This window comes from Pseudonocardia acidicola (genome assembly GCF_012911935.1).
Taxonomy (GTDB): Bacteria; Actinomycetota; Actinomycetes; order Mycobacteriales; family Pseudonocardiaceae; genus Pseudonocardia; species Pseudonocardia acidicola.
Genome location: NZ_JAAXLA010000036.1, coordinates 1 through 17,890, shown reverse-complemented (window position 1 = coordinate 17,890; position 17,890 = coordinate 1). Strand labels below are relative to the sequence as shown.

At 74.6% G+C, this 17,890-nt stretch carries 19 protein-coding genes and 1 pseudogene; 10 read left to right on the top strand and 10 right to left on the bottom strand.

Annotated features, from left to right (window positions below; translation table 11 throughout):
* Positions 1-96: 96 nt before the first annotated feature.
* Positions 97-1,221 (top strand): DICT sensory domain-containing protein, encoded by a 1,125-nt coding sequence (locus HF526_RS19170; RefSeq protein WP_169382905.1) that lies wholly within the window; start codon positions 97-99, stop codon positions 1,219-1,221.
* A gap of 11 nt (positions 1,222-1,232) precedes the next feature.
* On the opposite strand, the gene HF526_RS19165 is transcribed toward HF526_RS19170, so the two are convergent.
* The 4 genes from HF526_RS19165 to HF526_RS19150 all read right to left on the bottom strand — a co-directional run bounded on the left by HF526_RS19165 (position 1,233) and on the right by HF526_RS19150 (position 5,498).
* Positions 1,233-2,405 (bottom strand): PaaI family thioesterase, encoded by a 1,173-nt coding sequence (locus tag HF526_RS19165; protein ID WP_239028870.1) that lies wholly within the window; start codon positions 2,403-2,405, stop codon positions 1,233-1,235.
* Positions 2,324-2,743, bottom strand: a complete 420-nt coding sequence (locus HF526_RS37480) for a DNA glycosylase AlkZ-like family protein (protein ID WP_169382903.1) — start codon at positions 2,741-2,743, stop codon at positions 2,324-2,326. The genes HF526_RS19165 and HF526_RS37480 overlap by 82 nt, the downstream gene beginning before the upstream one ends.
* 230 nt (positions 2,744-2,973) lie before the next feature.
* Entirely contained in the window at positions 2,974-4,341 is a 1,368-nt protein-coding gene (locus HF526_RS19155) for an NtaA/DmoA family FMN-dependent monooxygenase (RefSeq protein WP_169382902.1), read from the bottom strand.
* Positions 4,338-5,498: an LLM class flavin-dependent oxidoreductase gene (locus tag HF526_RS19150; protein WP_169382901.1), complete on the bottom strand. Its 1,161-nt coding sequence runs from the start codon at positions 5,496-5,498 to the stop codon at positions 4,338-4,340. Before HF526_RS19150 ends, HF526_RS19155 begins: the two co-directional genes overlap by 4 nt.
* Before the next feature lie 115 nt (positions 5,499-5,613).
* Between HF526_RS19150 and HF526_RS36455 the strand changes: the two genes are divergently transcribed.
* From HF526_RS36455 to HF526_RS34665, 3 genes and pseudogenes are all read left to right on the top strand, one after another.
* Positions 5,614-5,742 carry a hypothetical protein gene (locus tag HF526_RS36455; protein WP_275404094.1) on the top strand — a complete coding sequence of 43 codons (129 nt, stop codon included), beginning with the start codon at positions 5,614-5,616 and terminating at the stop codon, positions 5,740-5,742.
* Positions 5,739-5,852: pseudogene (locus tag HF526_RS37475) on the top strand (hypothetical protein); the annotation flags it as partial. The gene HF526_RS36455 and the pseudogene HF526_RS37475, both read left to right, overlap by 4 nt.
* 175 nt (positions 5,853-6,027) lie before the next feature.
* Positions 6,028-6,264: an alpha/beta hydrolase gene (locus HF526_RS34665; RefSeq protein ID WP_211177473.1), complete on the top strand. Its 237-nt coding sequence runs from the start codon at positions 6,028-6,030 to the stop codon at positions 6,262-6,264.
* On the opposite strand, the gene HF526_RS19140 is transcribed toward HF526_RS34665, so the two are convergent.
* From HF526_RS19140 to pcaB, 3 genes are all read right to left on the bottom strand, one after another.
* The gene (locus HF526_RS19140; protein ID WP_169382900.1) at positions 6,204-6,671 is read right to left on the bottom strand and encodes a nuclear transport factor 2 family protein; all 468 of its coding nucleotides are present in this window, start codon (positions 6,669-6,671) and stop codon (positions 6,204-6,206) included. The two genes, HF526_RS34665 and HF526_RS19140, sit on opposite strands and share 61 nt — an antisense overlap.
* 65 nt (positions 6,672-6,736) lie before the next feature.
* Positions 6,737-7,525 (bottom strand): IclR family transcriptional regulator, encoded by a 789-nt coding sequence (locus HF526_RS19135; protein ID WP_169382899.1) that lies wholly within the window; start codon positions 7,523-7,525, stop codon positions 6,737-6,739.
* Entirely contained in the window at positions 7,522-8,676 is a 1,155-nt protein-coding gene (pcaB, locus tag HF526_RS19130) for a 3-carboxy-cis,cis-muconate cycloisomerase (RefSeq protein WP_169382898.1), read from the bottom strand. Before pcaB ends, HF526_RS19135 begins: the two co-directional genes overlap by 4 nt.
* Before the next feature lie 95 nt (positions 8,677-8,771).
* On the opposite strand from pcaB, the gene HF526_RS19125 reads away from it, so the two are divergent.
* From HF526_RS19125 to HF526_RS19115, 3 genes are all read left to right on the top strand, one after another.
* Positions 8,772-9,428, top strand: coding sequence for an HAD hydrolase-like protein (locus HF526_RS19125; RefSeq protein WP_420821641.1), 657 nt, complete (start codon positions 8,772-8,774; stop codon positions 9,426-9,428).
* A gap of 344 nt (positions 9,429-9,772) precedes the next feature.
* The gene (locus HF526_RS19120) at positions 9,773-10,522 is read left to right on the top strand and encodes a CoA transferase subunit A (RefSeq protein ID WP_169382896.1); all 750 of its coding nucleotides are present in this window, start codon (positions 9,773-9,775) and stop codon (positions 10,520-10,522) included.
* Positions 10,519-11,145 carry a CoA transferase subunit B gene (locus HF526_RS19115; RefSeq protein ID WP_169382895.1) on the top strand — a complete coding sequence of 209 codons (627 nt, stop codon included), beginning with the start codon at positions 10,519-10,521 and terminating at the stop codon, positions 11,143-11,145. Before HF526_RS19120 ends, HF526_RS19115 begins: the two co-directional genes overlap by 4 nt.
* Positions 11,146-11,178: 33 nt before the next feature.
* On the opposite strand, the gene HF526_RS19110 is transcribed toward HF526_RS19115, so the two are convergent.
* The gene (locus tag HF526_RS19110; RefSeq protein ID WP_169382894.1) at positions 11,179-12,384 is read right to left on the bottom strand and encodes a cytochrome P450 family protein; all 1,206 of its coding nucleotides are present in this window, start codon (positions 12,382-12,384) and stop codon (positions 11,179-11,181) included.
* Between the two features lie 33 nt (positions 12,385-12,417).
* Positions 12,418-13,551: an NAD(P)/FAD-dependent oxidoreductase gene (locus tag HF526_RS19105; RefSeq protein WP_169382893.1), complete on the bottom strand. Its 1,134-nt coding sequence runs from the start codon at positions 13,549-13,551 to the stop codon at positions 12,418-12,420.
* 268 nt (positions 13,552-13,819) lie between these two features.
* On the opposite strand from HF526_RS19105, the gene HF526_RS19100 reads away from it, so the two are divergent.
* Positions 13,820-14,542 (top strand): 4'-phosphopantetheinyl transferase family protein, encoded by a 723-nt coding sequence (locus tag HF526_RS19100; RefSeq protein ID WP_338051592.1) that lies wholly within the window; start codon positions 13,820-13,822, stop codon positions 14,540-14,542.
* A 7-nt stretch (positions 14,543-14,549) separates the two neighbouring features.
* On the opposite strand, the gene nhaA is transcribed toward HF526_RS19100, so the two are convergent.
* A complete protein-coding gene (gene nhaA / locus HF526_RS19095; protein WP_338051591.1) occupies positions 14,550-15,884 on the bottom strand; it encodes a Na+/H+ antiporter NhaA in 1,335 nt (444 codons plus the stop codon).
* On the opposite strand from nhaA, the gene HF526_RS19090 reads away from it, so the two are divergent.
* Both HF526_RS19090 and HF526_RS19085 read left to right on the top strand, forming a co-directional pair.
* Positions 15,877-16,494 carry a DsbA family protein gene (locus tag HF526_RS19090; RefSeq protein ID WP_338051590.1) on the top strand — a complete coding sequence of 206 codons (618 nt, stop codon included), beginning with the start codon at positions 15,877-15,879 and terminating at the stop codon, positions 16,492-16,494. The genes nhaA and HF526_RS19090 overlap by 8 nt on opposite strands.
* Positions 16,495-16,531: 37 nt before the next feature.
* A partial coding sequence (locus tag HF526_RS19085; RefSeq protein WP_338051589.1) for a DNA polymerase IV occupies positions 16,532-17,890 on the top strand: 1,359 nt, incomplete at its 3' end.

Here is a 17,890-nt window from a genome sequence, read left to right as displayed (position 1 = left end):
CGGCCCGTTGCCGATGCGCCGCAACCGACCCCGGGACGGCTCGTTGAAGCGTCGCGGCGCGTGCCGGCGCCGCGGCGAGACGAGGAGGTGCCCGACGTGCAGACCCGGGACAGCAGGACCGAACCGGGAGACGAAGGGTCCGGAACGTTCACCAAACAGCTGCTCGTCGAGATCTCACACGCCATGGAGCGGTTCGCGCTGGCCGGTCCGGACGAGCCGAGGCTGGTCATCGCGATGTTCCAGCGGCTCGCGTACTTCCGGCGCGAGGCCGAGATGTACCGGCGGATCGCCGAGCGCGGCGCGACGGTGCTGGTCGGCCTCGTCGAACAGTTCCCGCCCGACCTGCCGCCCGGGGTGCGGCACCTGCTGCTCGGCGACGGCGACGAGCTCGCCCGCGAGTGGTCGGTCACGGTGCTCGGCCCGCACGGCGGGGCCACCCTGGTCGCGGAGGACGAGGAGCGGGTGACACCCGGGGCCCGCACCCTCGAGGCCGGGCGCCGATTCCACGGCCGCTGGTCATTCCGCCGCCGCGACGCCTATGCGGAGGTGCTCCGGCTGCGCGCCGCGACCTCCAGCCGGCTGCCGGTCGACACCCTGCGCGCGATCGACGACGTACTCAGCGCGGTGGTGACGGTGCCCGAGCCACCCGGGCAGGAGTGGCTGGACGCACCGCTGCGCTTCCTCGTCGACCGGATGGATCTGGCCCGCCGGGGCGGGGACAGCCTGCGCGGCCGGCTCGACGAGATCGCCGACCCGGCCGGGGAACGCGACCCCCGCACCGGGCTGCTGACCGAGCGGTTCCTGCGGCGCTGGACCGCCGGGCTCGGCCCGGGGACGCTGCCGTTGGGCCTCGTGCTGCTGCGCGTCGACGGGGCGGCCGAGCTACGGCACCGGTACGGCCTGCGCGCCGAACTGGCCGCGATGCAGGGCGTGGCGCAGTGCTTCGCGCGGCAGCTCTCCGACGTCGACCGGGTCGTGCGGATGGGCCACGAGGACTTCCTGGCCGTGCTGCCGGCCCGCCGCCCGGACGAGGTGCTGCGCTTCTCCGAGGAGGTGACCCGCCAGATCAGCACGCTGGAGCAGCAGTACCCGTTCGTCCCGCTGGCGGGCGCGGCCGCGGCCACGGTGACCCGGCAGCGGCCGCTGCCGCTGCCCGCACTGGCCGACCAGGTCGCGCGGGTCAGCGCCGCCCGCGCCGGGGTCTCGCTGCTGGTCGGCTGACGCGCGGATCGTCACCGGGACAGCACCACCGACGTCCCGGTGGCGATCGCCGCGACCTTGCCGTCCGCCCGCACCACCTCGGTGCGCACCGTCCGGAACCGGCGGCCGTGCCGCACGAACGCACTGCGGCACATCAGGCCCCCACCGTCGAGCGGCACCGGGCGCAGGTAGTCCACACCGAACGTGAGGCGGCGGACGGGACCGCCCCGCCCGGCCTGGAAGCGGTCCTGCGCGGCGTGCGCGATGGCCATCAGGACTCCGCCGTGCAACTGGGCTCGCATGTTCGCCATGGCGGGGGTCAGCGGCGCGCGCAGCTCGGCCGGGTCGCCGCCGGGGTCGGCGGTCGCGAGCCCGGCGACGGCGGCGAAGTCGTAGACGACGTCGGGCAGCACGGTGGGCAGCCGCAGCCGTGTCGGGACGCCGTCGACCGCCTGCTCCACGGCCATCGTGCCCACCCCGTGCGCCACGAGGGCGCCGGTGTCGTCGGTGAGCACGACCCGCGCGGACCCGGTGCTGGTATCCACGTGCACCGCGTCGGCCGCCACGAGCAGGTGTGCCGCGCCGGGCCCGACCGGCCCGACGTGATCGACGCGCAGCTCGACGGTGGGCCCGCCGGCCGAGTTCGGGACCCCGGAGTGCACGCAGATCCCGACCGAGGTGTCGGCCACAACGGCCAGTACCGCCGGGATCACCCGGCCCTCGTCGTCGAGCACGGCCGGGGTGAGCGGCACCTGCAGCCGGAACCGGCCGGGCACCAGTTCGAGCGGGACCGCGCCGAGCGCGCCCTCGACCGCCGCGCCTGCGAACCGCGATGCCAGCACGTCGAGATCGGGCACCCCGCCCACGGTCTGCTGCTCCACCCGGACATCCTCGTTCACCCGCGGGGCCGGTGGCGGCGTGCGCTGCGTCACTGCGGTGCCGTCGCCCGGGACGCCGCGGCAAGGGTCAGGTGCCGGCCGCGGCGAGGGCGACGGCGCCGCAGCTGCGGAAGGTCCGCCGGTAGTGCAGGCAGGCGGCGATGCCGCCGGCGGTGCGGTCGGCACCCGCACCAGGCCCACCCGCAGCCCGGCGCCGTTCCAGGCCGCCCGGGAGAACCCGTCGGCTACCAGCAGATCGACGAGCTCGGCCTGCTTGCGCGGTCCGTCGGCCAGAGAGCGGCGCACCGCGGCGGACACTGCGTGCATGTCGACGCCGGCAGTACGCTTCTCGACCCGCAGCCACCACGTCCGCCGGACGGCCGCACCGCCTCGGTGAGCAGCGGGAACTCGCGCGCCGACACCATGTGGATCGTGCAGCGTATGACCCAGCCCTGCACCACCCGCCGCCGGATGAGCGCGTCGGTCAACTCCTCACGCCCGAACCCCGCCGGCCGCGACCACAGCCCGACGGGGAGTACTGCGTCTGCAGCCCGGGCACGCGCTCCACCGCGCGGACGGGCGCCAGCGCGGACCCGCTCCAGCAGCAGCTGACGGGCCAGCAGCGCGCGATCGAGCGTACCGACGGACGACACCCGCTCGGCCATGCGGGCAGTGTCGCGCGAATCCCCGACATTCCGGTCGCAGGCGGCTCGCCTGCGACCGGGCCGGCGAATCCTCGCGGTGCGATCCCGACTCGGCGCGCATCCCGCGATTCAGGCGCAAGACCACGCCGACTCACGCCCCGAAACGTGCCGGCTCGCGCTCCCGAGAACGCCGACTCGCGCTCCGCAGAACGCCGACTCGCCCTCCCTGAAGTGCCGACTCGCGGGGTGGGTCAGGAGGCGCGGGCGGCGGGGTGGGGAGTCGCGGCGGAGGTCGGGCGGGCGAGACCGAGGTGGGCGCGCAGCGTCGTGCCGGTGTAGCCGGTGCGGTAGGCGCCGCGGTCCTGCAGCTCCGGGACCACCGTGTCGACGAACTCGTCGAGACCGCCGGGCACCAGGTGCGGGACGAGGATGAACCCGTCACTGGCGTCGGCCTGCACGGCCTCGTCGATCTGCGCCGCGACCTGCTTCGGCGTCCCGACGAACGACTGCCGCGCCGTCGTCTCGACGATCAGCTCGCGGATCGACAACCCGCCCTTGGCCTCGGCCAGCTCCCGCCACTCGCGGGCCACCTTCATCGTGTCCTTGTCGTGGCGCACCCGGCCGCGGGTGATGGAAGCGCCGTCCGGGTCGGGGTCGACGTCGGGCAGCGGGCCGTCGGGGTCGTAGGCCGACAGGTCACGGCCCCACACCTGCTCGAGGAACGCGATCGCGGTCTGCGGGCTCACCTGCTGGCGGCGCACGTGCTCGGCGCGCTCGTGCGCGTCGGCCTCGGTGTCGCCGAGCACGAACGTCGCGGCGGGCAGGATTGTGAGGTCGGGCTCGGAGCGCCCGTAGCGGGGCAGCCGGTCCTTCATGTCGCGGTAGAACGCCTGTCCGGCCTCGATCGTGCTGTGCCGGGAGAAGATCGCGTCGGCGGTCGCGGCGCCGAACTCGCGGCCCTGGTCGGAGTCGCCGGACTGGATCAGCACCGGATGTCCCTGCGGGCTGCGCGGCACGCCGAACCGGCCGTGGAAGGAGAACTGCTCGCCGCGGTGCTCGACGACCGGCACCTCGCGGGCGAAGATCCCGCGTTCCCGGTCGTCGACCACGGCTCCGTCGGCCCAGCTCAGCCACAGTTCCTTGGCCGCGGCGAGGATCTCCCCGGCCCGCTCGTAGCGCTGCTCGGGCCGCAGGAAACCACCGCGGCGGAAGTTCTCGCCGGTGAACGCGTCCGAGCTGGTCACCAGGTTCCACGCCGCGCGGCCGCCGGACAGGTGATCCAGCGAGGCGAACTGGCGGGCGAGCTCGTACGGCTCGTTGAACGTCGTGTTGATCGTGCCGCCGAGGCCGAGGTGCGTGGTCACCGCCGCGATGGCGTTCAGCACGGTGAACGTGTCCGGACGCCCGACGACGTCGAGGTCGTGGATCTTGCCCCGGTGCTCGCGCAGCCGCAGTCCCTCGGCGAGGAACAGGAAGTCGAACAGCCCCCGCTCGGCGGTTCTCGCGAAGTGCACGAACGAGGAGAAGTCGGTCTGGCTGCCCGATTCGGGGTCGCCCCAGACCGTGGTGTTGTTGACGCCCGGGAAGTGCGCCGCGAGATGGACCTGCTTCTTGCTCATGCGTTCGCTCCCTGCGCGTAGAAGTTCGCCGGCCGCGCCAGCCCGAAGCGTTCCCGCAGCGAGCCGTCGGCGTACCCGGTCCGGAACAGGCCGCGTTCGGACAGCAGCGGCACCACCTCGTCGGCGATCGCGGTCAGGCCGCTGGGCAGCGCGAGCGGGACCGCGGTGAACCCGTCGGCCGCACCGGCGGCGAAGGCGTCGGCCAGGGTGGCGGCCAGCTCGGCCGCAGTGCCGACGACGCGCAGCGACGACGGCTCCAGTTCGCCGGCCCAGCCGTCCAGCTCGGCCAGGTCGCGGCCGGCCGCGGCGGCGGTGCCGGCGAGCAGCACCTCCACGTCGAGCAGCACGGCGACGGTGCCGGGATCGCGACCGGCGTCCGTGACGGCGGCCCGGACCCGGTCGCGGGCCCGCGCCGCGGCGGCCACGGTCGGTGCGGCGATCCGCACCACGTCCGCCCACCGCGCCGCGACGGCGAGCGCCTCCGGCTCGTCGGCGCGCAGCACGATCAGCGGGTGCGCCTGCGGCGAGCGCGGGGTGATCGACGGGCCCTTCACCGAGAAGAACTCGCCGGTGAAATCGATGTAGTGCAGCTTGTCGCGATCGATGAACCGGCCGGTGGCGACATCACGGATCTCGGCGTCGTCCTCCCAGGAATCCCAGAGCCGGACGACGACCTCGACGGCCTCGGCGGCCTCACGCCAGAGGACATCGGCGGCAGCGGCGTCCTTGCGCCCGAACAGGTCGGCCTCGGCCTGGGTGCGCGACACCGCCGGTTCCCAGCCCGCCCGGCCCGAGGACACGAAGTCCAGCGTCGCGATCGCCTTGGACAGGTGGAACGGCTCGGTGTGTGTCACCGTGGCGGTCGGGACCAGCCCGATGCCGGGCACCACCGGTGCCACCCGCGCCGCGACAGCCACCGCGTCCAGCGATCCGGGCAGCACCGACGCATCCGCGGGCGGCGGCCCGAACGAGTCGGCCAGCGCGACGAAGTCCAGCCGGCCGCGCGCGGCGGTCTCGGCCAGGCGGGTGTGGTAGGCGGCCTCGAAGACCCCGGCGCCGGGACCGTCGGCGCGTCGCCACGCTCCGGGATGGCGCCCCGCACCCGACACCTCCACGGCCAGGTGCAGCTGCCGCTGCTCCGTCGATCGGTCGCTCATCGCTCCCCCGCTCACGGCGCTCGAAACCTTCCCCTGTTCGAACAGCGTGCTGGCGGGGGACCATTCCCGCAGCCCGGTGTGACGGGGCGCTTGCATCCCCGCGAATGATGAGACCGTGCTGGACCGGTCCCTGCTCACCGGTGCGCTGCCGGTGGTGATCGTGCTGGCCGGTGCCGGCGGGCCGGTCGACCCGGTGGCCGGCAGGCGCGGCGACGTGCGCCGGGCAACGCGGCCACCTATCTGACCGTCGGCGTCCCGGCCTGGATCCGCCACCACCTGCAGGTCGACCCGGACCCGCCGTCGTGGGCGGTCGGCGGGTTGTCCTACGGCGGGACCTGCGCGCTGCAGCTCGCGCTCACCGCGCCGACCGTCTACCCGTCGTTCGTCGACATCTCCGGGCAGTCCGAGCCCACCCTCGGCGACCGGGCGCGCACCGTGCGGGCCCGGTCGCGGCGCCGAGGCCGCGTTCCGCGCCGTCAACCCGCTGGATCTGCTGGCGACCCGGCGCTCTCTGCAGCCGGCCGGCTGGATGGTCGCGGGCGCCGACGACGCCGAGTACGGGCCCCCGGCCCACACGGTCTTCGCTGCGGTGCGGGCGGCGCGGGTCCCGGTGCAGCTGATCGTGCTGCCGGGCGGGCACACCTGGCAGGTGCGGGGCCCGGGGCTGGAGAGCGCGCTGCCCTGGCTGGGCCACGCGGCTGCACCTCACCTCGTGACGCCGGGCGCCGGGTGCAGCGCGCTGTGCTCGGCCGCCGCGATCGAGTAGCCGCGCTCCGCGTAGGGAAAGCCGTCAAGTTCGGTGGTCTGCGGTTGCTGCTGGTAGTAGGAACGGATCTCCCGGATCAGGCCGCCGGTGAAGGTGAACCACTCGGCGCCGCGGGTCGCCACCCGCTCGCCGGCCTCCGGCGGCCGCCAGAACATCGTCCACTCGATGACGGCCTCGTCCGGCCCGGCCAGGCAGTGGTCGACGACCCAGCGCGCCCCGATCATCCGCGCCACCTTGCGCCAGTACCGCGCCAGGTGCTCGGCGCCCGCGACCGGGGCGGACCCGACGTTGGGCGCCAGGAAGTAGTGCACGACGTCGGGGTGCAGGGTCTCGAGCATGAGGTCGACGTCGCCGGTGCTGCAGCCGTCGTAGTACCGGGTGATCACCGCGAGCGGGTCCGAGGCCATGAGATCATCCTGGCGGTTCAGGGACGGATGATCCATGGCCGCCGGCGCGACTGCCGCGGCGCCGCTCACCCGGCCTGCAGGTCCGCCTCGATGGCGGCGGCGCACGCCTGAAGTTCGGGCAGCACATCGCGCAGCACCGCCTCGGGCGTACCCCGGGAGGCCTGGGTGCTGACGTTGGCCGCGGCGACGACCGCGCCGGAGCGATCCCGGATCGGCACCGCCAGCGAGCGCAACCCCAGCTCGAGCTCCTGGTCGACCAGGCAGTACCCGGCGGCGCGGACGGCGTCGAGTTCGCGGCGCAACCCGTCGAGATCGGTGATGGTGTTGTCGGTCAACGGCTCGGGCCGCAGCCCGGCGAGCACGGCGTCGAGTTCCGCGGGCGGCAGGGCGGCGAGCAGCACCCGGCCCATCGACGTCGCATAGGCCGGGAACCGGGTGCCGATCGTGATCGCCACGGTCATGATCCGCGAGGTCGGCACCCGGGCGACGTAGACGACGTCGCCGCCGTCGAGGACCGACACCGACGCCGACTCCCGCACCGTGCGCACCAGGTTCTCCAGGTGCGGCGCGGCGACCTCGGGCAGCGACAGGCTGGACAGGTAGGAGTACCCCAGCTCGAGCACCCGCGGGGTGAGCGCGAACAGCCGGCCGTCGGTGCGCACGTACCCCAGATCGACCAGGGTGAGCAGGAACCGGCGGGCCGCGGCGCGGGTCAGGCCGGTGGCGCGGGCGACGTCGGACAGGGTGCGCTCGGGGTGCTCGGCGTCGAAGGCCCGGATCACCGCGAGGCCGCGGGCCAGCGACTGCACGTGATCGGTGCGCGGGGCCGCATCGGCCTCCCCCGGCCCGGTCATGGGCCTGCCTGCCCGGGGCCCGGCCGGCCGGCGAGGATCCGGTCCACGATCTCGCCGGCGTGGTGCGGCCCGGTGGCCCCGGCGGCGGTGAGCGCCAGGTCGGCCGCCATCGCGTCCGGGTGCACCTGTAGTCCCGCCAGCGACACCCGCAGCCGCGCCGCTGCGCCACCGGTGGCGCGCAGCAGGTCGGTGAGCGTCTCCCACTCCGCGTGCCAGGCGCCCGCGGCGCGCTGGTGCTCGTGGTCCATCGCGGCCAGCAGCGTCGCGACCAGGCCGGGGGCGCGGCGGGCCGCGGCCCGCGCGGTGATCGCGGCGATCGGGTTGCGCTTGTGCGGCATCGACGACGAGTCCCCCGGCGCCGACTCCGACACCTCGCCCAGCTCGGTCGCGGCCAGCAGCACGACGTCCGTGGCAGGCTTCGCGCAGGCGCCCGCCGCGATCCCGAGCGCGGCCGCGAGTTCCCCGATCCGGGTCCGCTCGGTGTGCCAGGGGACGTCCTGGCGGGCGAGCCCGAGCAGGTCGGCGACGCCGTCGGCGACGGCGAACCCGTGCGGGTGCAGTGCGGCGAGTGTCCCGGCGGCCCCACCGAACTGGACCGGCAGCGCCGCGGTGACCTCGGCCAGCCGCCCGCGGGCCCGGTCCAGCCCGGCGCACCATCCCGCCGCGACGGCACCGAACGTCGTGGGCAGCGCCTGCTGGCCGAGCGTCCGGGCGATCATCGGGGTGTCCCGGTGCGCCGCGGCGAGCGCCGCGGCGGCGTCGGCGGCGCCGCGCAGGTCGTCGAGCACGACCTCGGTGGCCGAACGCACGAGCAGCACCAGCCCGGTGTCCATGATGTCCTGGCTGGTCGCACCCGGGTGCACCGACGTCCCGGCCTCTCCGGCTGCGGCGCGCAGCAGGCGGACCAGCGGGATCACCGGGTTACCGCCTTCGACGGCGGCCCGGCCCAGCTCGGCCGGGTCGATCTTCAGCCCGGCCGCGGCCTGTTCGATCCGCGCGGCCTGCTCGTCGCCGACGACCCCGTGCGCCGCGGCCGCGCGGGACAGCGCCGCCTCGACGGCGAGCAGCGCGCGCACCCACGCCGTGTCGTCGAGCCGCGCCGCGACCCGGTCGCCCCCGTACAGCGGGTCGAACAGCTCTCCCCGGCTCACCGCTCCCCTTCCGTTCGCGATCCGCACAACCGTACGGCCAACGACACACCACACACCCGCCCGGGCGGCACCACGACACGGCGAGGATGGGACGTGTGACCGGAACCCACCCCGACACCGTCCTGCTCGACCTCGACGGCACCCTCGTCGACTCCGCCCCTGGCATCCTCGGCTCGCTGCGTTCCGCCTTCGACGAACTGGGCCTGCCCTGGCCCACGGAGTCGATCGGCCGCCAGGTCCTCGGCCCGCCGCTGTACCGGTCGCTGCCGGCGATCGTGGGCGAGGAGGCCACCGCCGAGGTGATCCCGGTCTACCGCCGGCGTTACGCCGAGACCGGGCTGCTGGCCAGCGAGCCCTACCCCGGGATCGACGCACTGCTGCGCGAGCTGTCCGCCGCCGGCACCCGGCTCGCGCTGGCCACCAGCAAGGCGGAGGTCCACGCGCGCGCCATCCTGGAGCACCGGGGATGGACCAACCTGTTCGAGGTGACGTGCGGCGACACCCTCGACGCCGCGCGGCCGAACAAGGCCGCCGTGGTCGCCGAGGCGCTTCACCGGCTCGGCGAGCCGGGCGCCGCGATGATGGTGGGTGACCGCTCGCACGACGTGGTCGGCGCCCGCGCGCACGGGATCGGCTGCGTCGGCGCCGGCTGGGGCTACGGGCAGCCGGGCGAGCTCGCCGAGGCCGGCGCGGTCACGGTCGTGGCCACCCCGGCCGAGCTCGGCGCGGCGCTCTCGCTGACCGGCCGCTGACCCGGTCGCCGGCCCGCTCGACATCTCTCCACGCAGGGAGTCCTCCCGCCGAGGTGGAGCAGACGGTGGTCGAGCCGGGCGACCGGCCGAACCACGTCCGGCTCCCGGCCCGCGGGCCGGCGCGGCCGTCCCGGGCCTGCCGGTCACGCTTGCACCGCAGGTCGCGGGGGCGATCGACGACCGGGACGGCGGCGGCGCGATCGACCGCGACGGTGTCGGGTCGGCGCGATGCGCGCCGCGGTGGACGGCATGCTGCGCCGCCCGCGGGCGCCGATAGCACCTGGCCCGGTGTTCGCATCGCGAACTCTTGTGCGTTGAGCGCACGGAGTCGTACGCTGCCGGCCATGGACAAGGTGGTGGCGACCGCGGCCGAGGCGGTCGCGGACATCCGCGACGGCTCCTCGCTCGCCGTCGGCGGGTTCGGCATGTCCGGGGTGCCGACGACGCTGATCGCCGCGCTGCTCGAGCAGGGCGCGGGCGAGCTGGAGACGGTGAGCAACAACCTCGGCGTCGACGGGTTCGGACTCGGGACCCTGCTCTCGGCCGGCCGGATCCGGCGCACCATCGGCTCCTACGTGGGCAACAACAAGGAGTTCGCCCGCCAGTACCTGGCCGGTGAGCTGGAACTGGAGCTGACCCCGCAGGGCACCCTCGCGGAGCGGCTGCGCGCCGGCGGCGCCGGCATCCCCGCGTTCTACACCCCGGCCGGTGTCGGCACGCTGGTCGCCGACGGCGGATTGCCGTGGCGCTACGCCCCGGACGGCTCGGTCGCGGTGATGTCGCCGAAGAAGGAGACCCGCGAATTCGGCGGCCGGACCTTCGTGCTCGAGGAGGCGATCGTCACCGACTTCGCACTGGTGCACGCCTGGAAGGGCGACCGGCACGGCAACCTGGTGTTCCGGCGCAGCGCCCGCAACTTCAACCCCGACTGCGCCGCTGCCGGGCGCATCACCATCGCCGAGGTCGAGCACCTCGTCGAGCCCGGAGAGATCGACCCCGACGCCGTGCACACCCCCGGCATCCACGTGCAGCGCGTCGTGCACGTGCCGGACGCCGACAAGCCCGTGGAGTTCCGGACGGTGAGAAGCGCATGAGCCTGACCCGTGACCAGCTCGCCGCCCGGGTGGCCGACGAGCTGCCCGACGGCTCCTACGTCAACCTGGGCATCGGCATGCCGACCCTGGTCCCGGGGTTCATCCCCGAGGGCCGGACCGTGGTGCTGCACTCCGAGAACGGCATCCTCGGTGTCGGCCCCTACCCGGCCGGCGACGAGGTCGACCCGGACCTGATCAACGCGGGCAAGGAGACCGTCACCGTGCTGCCCGGGGCCAGCTTCTTCGGCTCCGCGGCCAGCTTCGGGATGATCCGCGGCGGGCACGTCGACGTCGCGGTGCTCGGCGCGATGCAGGTCAGCGCGGCCGGCGACCTCGCGAACTGGGCCATCCCCGGCAAGATGATCAAGGGCATGGGCGGGGCGATGGACCTCGTGCACGGCGCCGCCAAGGTCATCGTGATGATGGAGCACGTCTCCCGCGACGGCTCCCCCAAGATCGTCGAGGAGTGCACGCTCCCGCTCACCGGGGCCCGCTGCGTGGACCGGATCATCACCGACCTGGCCGTGATCGACGTGACCGGCGACGGCCTCGTGCTCGTCGAGACCGCGCCGGGCGTCACCGCCGACGACGTCCGCGCGAAGACAGGCGCGTCCCTGCGCTGACGCGCCCGTGCGCGGAAATCGTCGCCAGAGCGACTATTTCCGCGCACGGGCCAACAGGCTCATGAGGCCGCGCACCAGGGTGCTGCGCCGGTAGACCAGCTCGGCCGGGTCGACGGCAAGGCTCAGGTCGGGGAAGCGGGCCAGCAGCGCGCCGATGGCCACCTCACCCTCGATCCGGGCCAGCTGCGCGCCCAGGCAGAAGTGCAGGCCGTGGCCGAACGCGACGTGGCCACCGGCGTCGCGCTCGACGTCGAGGCGGTCGGCGTCGGGGAACCGGGCGCCGTCCCGGTTGGCGGCCGCCAGGCCGAGCATGACCACCGAGCCCTGCGGGATCGTCACCCCCGCGATCTCGACATCCTCGGCGGCGAACCGCACGGGCGCGTTGCTCACCGGCGAGTCCCAGCGCAGGAACTCCTCGACGGCGCCGGGCATCAGCTCGGGCCGCTCGCGCAGCCGGGCCAGCTGGTCGGGGTGGGTGAGCAGGCCCAGCACGCCGTTGCCGATGAGGTTCACGGTGGTCTCGTGGCCGGCGATGAGCAACAGCATGGCCATCCCGACCAGCTCCTCCTGGGAGAGCCGGTCACCGTCCTCGTCGGACACCTGCACCAGTGCGCTGAGCAGCGCCTGATCGGGCTCGGCACGTGTGCGGTCGATGAGCGCGGACAGATACTCGGCCAGCTTCGCCGACGCCGCGATCTTGTCCTCGGCCGGCGACTCGTCGATCATCACGCGGGACCACGCACTGAAGTCGTCCCGGTCGGCCGCCGGGACCCCGAGCAGCTCGCAGATCACCTGCACCGGCAGCTCGGACGCGTAGTCCGCCATCAGGTCGACCTTGCCCGCGGCCGGCAGCGCATCGAGCAGCCCGGCGGCGATCTCGGAGATCCGCGGCCGCAGCTCGGCCATCCGGCGGGCAGTGAACGAGCGGCTGACCAGCTTGCGCAACCGAGTGTGGTCCGGCGGGTCCATCAGCAGCATCATCGGCGTCGGCGAGGCCGGGGCGCCGGCGCGAGCCTCCGGCGGCAGCGTGTAGCGCCAGTCCTTGGACAGCCGAGGGTCGGTGAACGCCGCGCGCACGTCGTCGTACCGGGTGATCAGCCACACCGGGCCGTCGGGCAGCTCCAGCCGGCACACCGGCTGCTCGGTGCGGAGCCGGGCGTAGGCCGGGTGCGGATCGGCCCAGAACGCCCCGTCGAACACCTCGGGCCCGGCGGTGGCCGCAGGCGCTGTCTCGGTCATGCACCCCATCGTGCCACGCTTGTGAGCAATTGCTTACTTGAATCGTGCAGGAGCCAGGACCGCAGGATCCACCGGGACGTCGGCCGGCACCGGACCGCCCGTGATCACCGCGGCGCCCAGGGCGGCCAGCGCCGGGGACGACTCGATGCCGGACCCGCCCTGACCTGCGAAGAAGTGGAACCCGGGGTGCTCCGGGCGGGCACCCACGACCGGGCTGCGGTCGGCCACGAACGAGCGCAGCCCGGCCCAGCTCGTCCGGATCGAGCGCAATCCCAGCCCGGTGGCGGCCTCCGCGCGTTCCAGTGCGGTCGCGACGTCGAGTTCGTCCGGGCGGGCATCCACCGGTTCCGACGGGGTCTCGTCCCCCGGGGAGACCAGCAACTGCTCGCCGTCGGCCTTGAAGTAGAACCGCTCGTCGGCCTCGCAGACCATCGGCAGCGGCGCGCCGCCGTCGACGCGCAGCCGCGCCGGATCCGGCACCCGGGCCACCGCGATCGTGCGGCGCAGCGGGGTCAGCCCGATCGGCGCCACACCGGCCAGCGCGGCGACGGCGTCGGCCCAGGCCCCGGCGGCATCGACCACGTCCGCCACCTCGAGCTCCGCGAGGGCACCCAGCCGCACCCGCCACCCCGACGACGTCGGCGCGAGCCCCGTCACCGGCGTGCCCGCCCGCACCGCGCCACCACGGCGGCGCAGCCCGCGGATGTACGCCTGGTGCAGCGCCATCGCGTCGACGTCCGCGCCGGCCGCGGTCAACCCGGCGCCGCGCAGCGCGTCCGGGCGCAGCACCGGGCAGCGGCGCAGCGCCTCCGCGACCGAGATCGGCGCCGGCGCGTCGGGCTCCCCGGCGCGCTCGGCGAGCAGCCGGGACAGCGACCGCTCACCGGCCTCGTCGAAGGCCGCCCAGAGCACCGGGCGCGGGCTCAGCAGCGGCGGCGCGTCGAGCTCCGCGGCCAGCGCGGCGAAGCGGGGACCGCTCGCGGCGATCAGCGCCCGGACCGGCGCGGTGCCGTGACCGGGGATGTAGGTGGCGGCGGAGCGCGCGGTCGCGTGCACGGCGAGCGTCGCCTCGGTCTCCAGCAGCAGCACCGACCGGGACGCGGCGAGCTCGTAGGCGATCGAGGCGCCCGCGATGCCGCCGCCGATCACCACGAGGTCGGCGCTCATCGCGACCACCGTAGCCGCTGCGTGAAGTGGATGGCGGGACCGGATCGCGACTCCTACCGTTCCTGCCAGGTGCCTGTAGAGCTGCCGGGTGAGCCCGCACCCCGCCGCGGCCGTCGACGCCTCGCGTCCCGCCGCCCTCCCCGCCGCCGTGCCGTCGCCCGGAGAGGCACCAGCCGGCGCAGCGCGGCTCGCTTCCCGCCGGCCCCGGCGGGCCGGCCCGAGCACGGATCACATCCCGCGGGCCCTGGCGGCATGCCAGGCTGGCGGAGTGTCGAGCAGCGAGTGCGACGTCTGGTGGGCCCGTCCGCTCGACCCCAGCGGGCAGCCGGCCCTGGTCGCCCTGCTCGACGAGCACGAGCGGACCCGGTTGCGCGCGTTCCGCAGATCCGCCGACCAGGCACGCTACCTCGCCGCGCACGCGCTGGCCCGGCTGGTGCTCGGGGTGGTGCTGGACATGCATCCGGCCGGGGTCCGCTTCGACCGGACCTGCCGCTGCGGCCAGCAGCACGGTAAGCCCCGGCTGGCCGACGAACCGGACACGCCCGGCTTCTCGCTGACCCACTCCGGCGACCGGGTCGGGCTCGCGGTGTACGGCGCCGGCCCGGTCGGGCTCGACGTCGAGCATCTGCGGCCGCTCTCCGACGTCGCCGGGATGGCCGCCCACGTGTGCTCCCCCGCCGAGCTCACCCGGCCGCTTCCGACCGACACGGCGACCTTCCTCACCACCTGGACCCGCAAGGAAGCCCTGCTCAAGGCCACCGGCGAGGGCCTCTCCCGCCCGATGGCGACGATCACGCTGAGCCCCGCCGGAAACCCGCCGCGGGTCGAGGAGTGGGTCGGCAACGACGCGCCCTCGGGCCCCGTCTGGCTCGCCGACCTGCTCCCGGCGCCCGACCATCCCGCCGCCGTCGCCGGCTTCGGCGAACAGGTTCCCGCGATCCGGGAGGCCGACGGCAACGCGGTCCTGCTGGGCTGGCACGCGCGTCTGTAGCGACACCTCAGGCGGGCGGTCGCCACGGACGTGGCGGCAGCACCGGCAGTCCGCTCGGTGAGCACTGGCCGCCGCGTTCGCCGAGCACCCGGAAGATCATCCAGCCGCTCAGCGCGGCGAGCACCGACCCGGTCACGATCCCGATCTTGGCCTGGTTCTGCAGCGCCGGGTCGTCCAGCGCGAGTTCGGTGATGAACAGCGCCACCGTGAACCCGATCCCGGACAACGCGGCGCCCCCGATCAACTGTCCCCAGCGCAGCGTGTCCGGCACCCGGCCGATCCCGGTCTTGAGCGCCAGCCACGTCCCGGCACTGACCCCGATCGGCTTGCCGACCACGAGCCCGGCCACGACACCCCACGTGATCGGCGAGCGCAGGGCCGCGGCGATCGTCTGCGAGTCGAACACGATCCCCGCGTTGGCCAGCACGAACAGCGGCACGATCACATAGCTGCTCCACGGCTGGAGCCGCAGTTGCAGGCGCTCGTTCGGCGAGACCGCCTCGGTCACCGCGGCCTGCGCGGCCAGCGCCCGGGTCGGGGTCGGGTCGATCACGAGACTGCGGGCGAGCACCTGCACCCGCGCGATGTCCCGCGGCTGCGGCGCGTAGGCGTTGACCAGCAACCCCAACGCGACCCCGACGACGCTCGGGTGCACCCCGGACCGCAGCACCGCGAACCACATGATCACCCCGATCAGGGCGTAGATCGGGGTGCGCCAGAAGTTGACGAACCGCAGCCCGACCAGCGCCGCGAACAGCACGACGGCCAGCAGCAGTGCGACCAGGTCGACGTGCTTGGTGTAGAACACCGCGATCGCGAGGACGGCACCGATGTCGTCGACGATCGACAGCGCGAGCAGGAAGATCCGCAGCTGGTCAGGGCAGCGCGGGCCGACCAGCGCCAGCACGCCGAGCAGCACCGCGGTGTCGGTGGAGATCGCGATGCCCCACGCGCCGGCCGCCGGCCCACCGGCGTTGAACAGCAGGTACAGCGCGGCCGGCACGGTCAGCCCGCCGATCGCCGCCAGCGTCGGCGCCGCGACCGCGCGGGCCCCGCGCAGCTCCCCGATCGTCATCTCCCGGGAGATCTCCAGCCCGACGCTGAAGAAGAACAGCACCATCAGCCCGTCGTTGACCCAGTGCCGCAGGTCCTCGGTGAGCCCGAACCCGTCGAGGGAGATCGACAGCGGGGTGTGCCAGAACGCCTCGTAGCTGCTCGACAGGTTCGCCCACAGCAGCGCGATGACGGCGGCCGCGAGCAACAGCACGGCCGAGCCCGACTCGGTGCGCAGGAACGACCGCGCGGCCCGGCTGAGATCGCCGCGCTCGGATAGTGTGGTCACCGACACCTACCGATCCTCCCCCGAGCTCGACCGGGGTGGCGAGGAGGACACGATCAGCACCGCATCGAACGATTCGGGGTCGCTGGATCCGCCGATCGGTCCGTACGACCACGTGCAGGGCGTCCTCGGATCCGAGCTGTCCCTCGTGGAGTACGGCGACTACGAGTGCCCGTACTGCCGGGCCGCCGCGCCGGTGATCGAGGAGCTGCGCCGCCACCTCGGCGACCGGCTGGTGTTCGCGTTCCGGCACTTCCCGCTGGCCGAGCTGCACCCGTTCGCGCTGGCCGCGGCCACGGCCGCGGAGGCCTCGGCACTCAAGGGCCAGTTCTGGCCGATGCACGCCAAGCTCTACGCCGGCGACGAGCCGCACCTGACCCAGGCCGACCTGCGGCGCTACGCCGAGGAGATCGGGGTGCCCCCGGAGAAGGTGACCTGGCCGGCCACCCAGTTCGTCGAGGACCGGGTGGAGGCCGATTTCAACTCCGGCGTGCGCAGCGGGGTGCGCGGCACCCCGACGCTGTTCGTCAACGGCACGATCTACCGCGGCCCGGTGACCGTCGACGCGCTGCTCGACGCGCTCCAGCAGCACCCGGCCACCGCCGAGAGCTGAGCACCGGGCTGTCGGCGCCCGGGGTCAGAATGACCCGGTGGCGGACAGGTGGGTGCTGCACCTCGACATGGACGCGTTCTTCGCCTCCGTCGAGCAACTGACCCGCCCCACCCTGGCCGACCGGCCGGTGCTGGTCGGCGGGACCGGGCCGCGCGGGGTGGTGGCCGGGGCCAGCTATCAGGCCCGGGTGTTCGGGGCCCGCTCCGCGATGCCGATGGCGCAGGCCCGCCGGCGCTGCCCGCAGGCCGTGGTGCTGCCGCCGCGGTTCGCCCTGTACAAGTCGATCAGCGAGCAGGTGATGGCGGTGCTCGCCGAGGCGGCGCCGGTCCTGGAGCCGGTGTCGCTGGACGAGGCGTTCCTGGAACCGCCGGCACTCGCCGGGGTGGACGGGCCCGCGGTCACGGCGTTCGGCACCGCGCTGCGGGCCGCGGTCCGGGAGCGGACGGGGCTGCCCGCCTCGGTCGGCGCCGGGCCCGGCAAGCAACTCGCCAAGATCGCCTCCGAGCTGGCCAAGCCCGACGGGCTGCGGGTGATCACCCCCGAGGAGCAGCAGGCGGTGCTGGATCCGCTGCCGGTGCGCGCGCTGTGGGGCGTCGGACCGGTCGCCGAGGCGACCCTGCACAAGCTGGGCGTCACCACGATCGGCCGGCTCGCGGCCATGGACCTGCGTGAGGTCACCGGGCTGCTGGGCACCGCGGTCGGCGCCGAACTGCACCGGCTGGCCCGTGGCATCGACGACCGCCCGGTCGCGCCGCGCGGGGCGGCGAAGCAGATCAGCGCGGAGACGACGTTCGACACCGACCTCACCGCGATGGCCGAGGTGCATACCGCCGTCGCCCGGATGACCGAGGCCGCGCACCGGCGGCTGGTCGTCGACGGCCGAGCGGCGCGCACCGTCACCGTCAAGGCCCGCAGCGCCGACTTCACCACCGCGAGCCGGTCGGAGACCACGGCGGTGGCCAGCACCGACCTGGCCACGCTGACCGCCGTCGCCCAGCGGCTGGCCCGCTCCGCGGTACCCGAGGGCGGGGTGCGGCTCATCGGGGTGTCGCTGTCCGGGCTCGGCGACATCCCACCGCCGGCGCTGTTCGACGCCGTCGCGTCCGCAGACGGGTGGCGGCCGGTGCCGGCGGGTGAGCCGGTGCTCTCCGGGGACGGCCTGGCCGAGGTCCCGTCCGCGGGCCCCGCCGGGGGCCCGGACCGGTTCGCCGGGGCGGGCGGATCGCAGCCGCAGGCCGGGCCGCGACCGTGGCGAGCAGGGGACGACGTGCAGCACGCCGAGCACGGTCACGGCTGGGTGCAGGGTGCCGGGCACGGCCGGGTCACCGTCCGCTTCGAGACCCGCGCGACGGGCCCCGGCCTGGCCCGCACCTTCCCCGCCGACGATCCCGCCCTC

Coding starts and splice junctions, on each gene's coding strand:
- HF526_RS19165 (WP_239028870.1), bottom strand. CDS start 2,405: ATGCACGCAGTGTCCGCCGCGGTGCGCCGCTCTCTGGCCGACGGACCG.
- HF526_RS37480 (WP_169382903.1), bottom strand. CDS start 2,743: ATGGCCGAGCGGGTGTCGTCCGTCGGTACGCTCGATCGCGCGCTGCTG.
- HF526_RS19155 (WP_169382902.1), bottom strand. CDS start 4,341: ATGAGCAAGAAGCAGGTCCATCTCGCGGCGCACTTCCCGGGCGTCAAC.
- HF526_RS19150 (WP_169382901.1), bottom strand. CDS start 5,498: ATGAGCGACCGATCGACGGAGCAGCGGCAGCTGCACCTGGCCGTGGAG.
- HF526_RS34665 (WP_211177473.1), top strand. CDS start 6,028: ATGGTCGCGGGCGCCGACGACGCCGAGTACGGGCCCCCGGCCCACACG.
- HF526_RS19140 (WP_169382900.1), bottom strand. CDS start 6,671: ATGGCCTCGGACCCGCTCGCGGTGATCACCCGGTACTACGACGGCTGC.
- HF526_RS19135 (WP_169382899.1), bottom strand. CDS start 7,525: ATGACCGGGCCGGGGGAGGCCGATGCGGCCCCGCGCACCGATCACGTG.
- HF526_RS19120 (WP_169382896.1), top strand. CDS start 9,773: ATGGACAAGGTGGTGGCGACCGCGGCCGAGGCGGTCGCGGACATCCGC.
- HF526_RS19115 (WP_169382895.1), top strand. CDS start 10,519: ATGAGCCTGACCCGTGACCAGCTCGCCGCCCGGGTGGCCGACGAGCTG.
- HF526_RS19110 (WP_169382894.1), bottom strand. CDS start 12,384: ATGACCGAGACAGCGCCTGCGGCCACCGCCGGGCCCGAGGTGTTCGAC.
- HF526_RS19105 (WP_169382893.1), bottom strand. CDS start 13,551: ATGAGCGCCGACCTCGTGGTGATCGGCGGCGGCATCGCGGGCGCCTCG.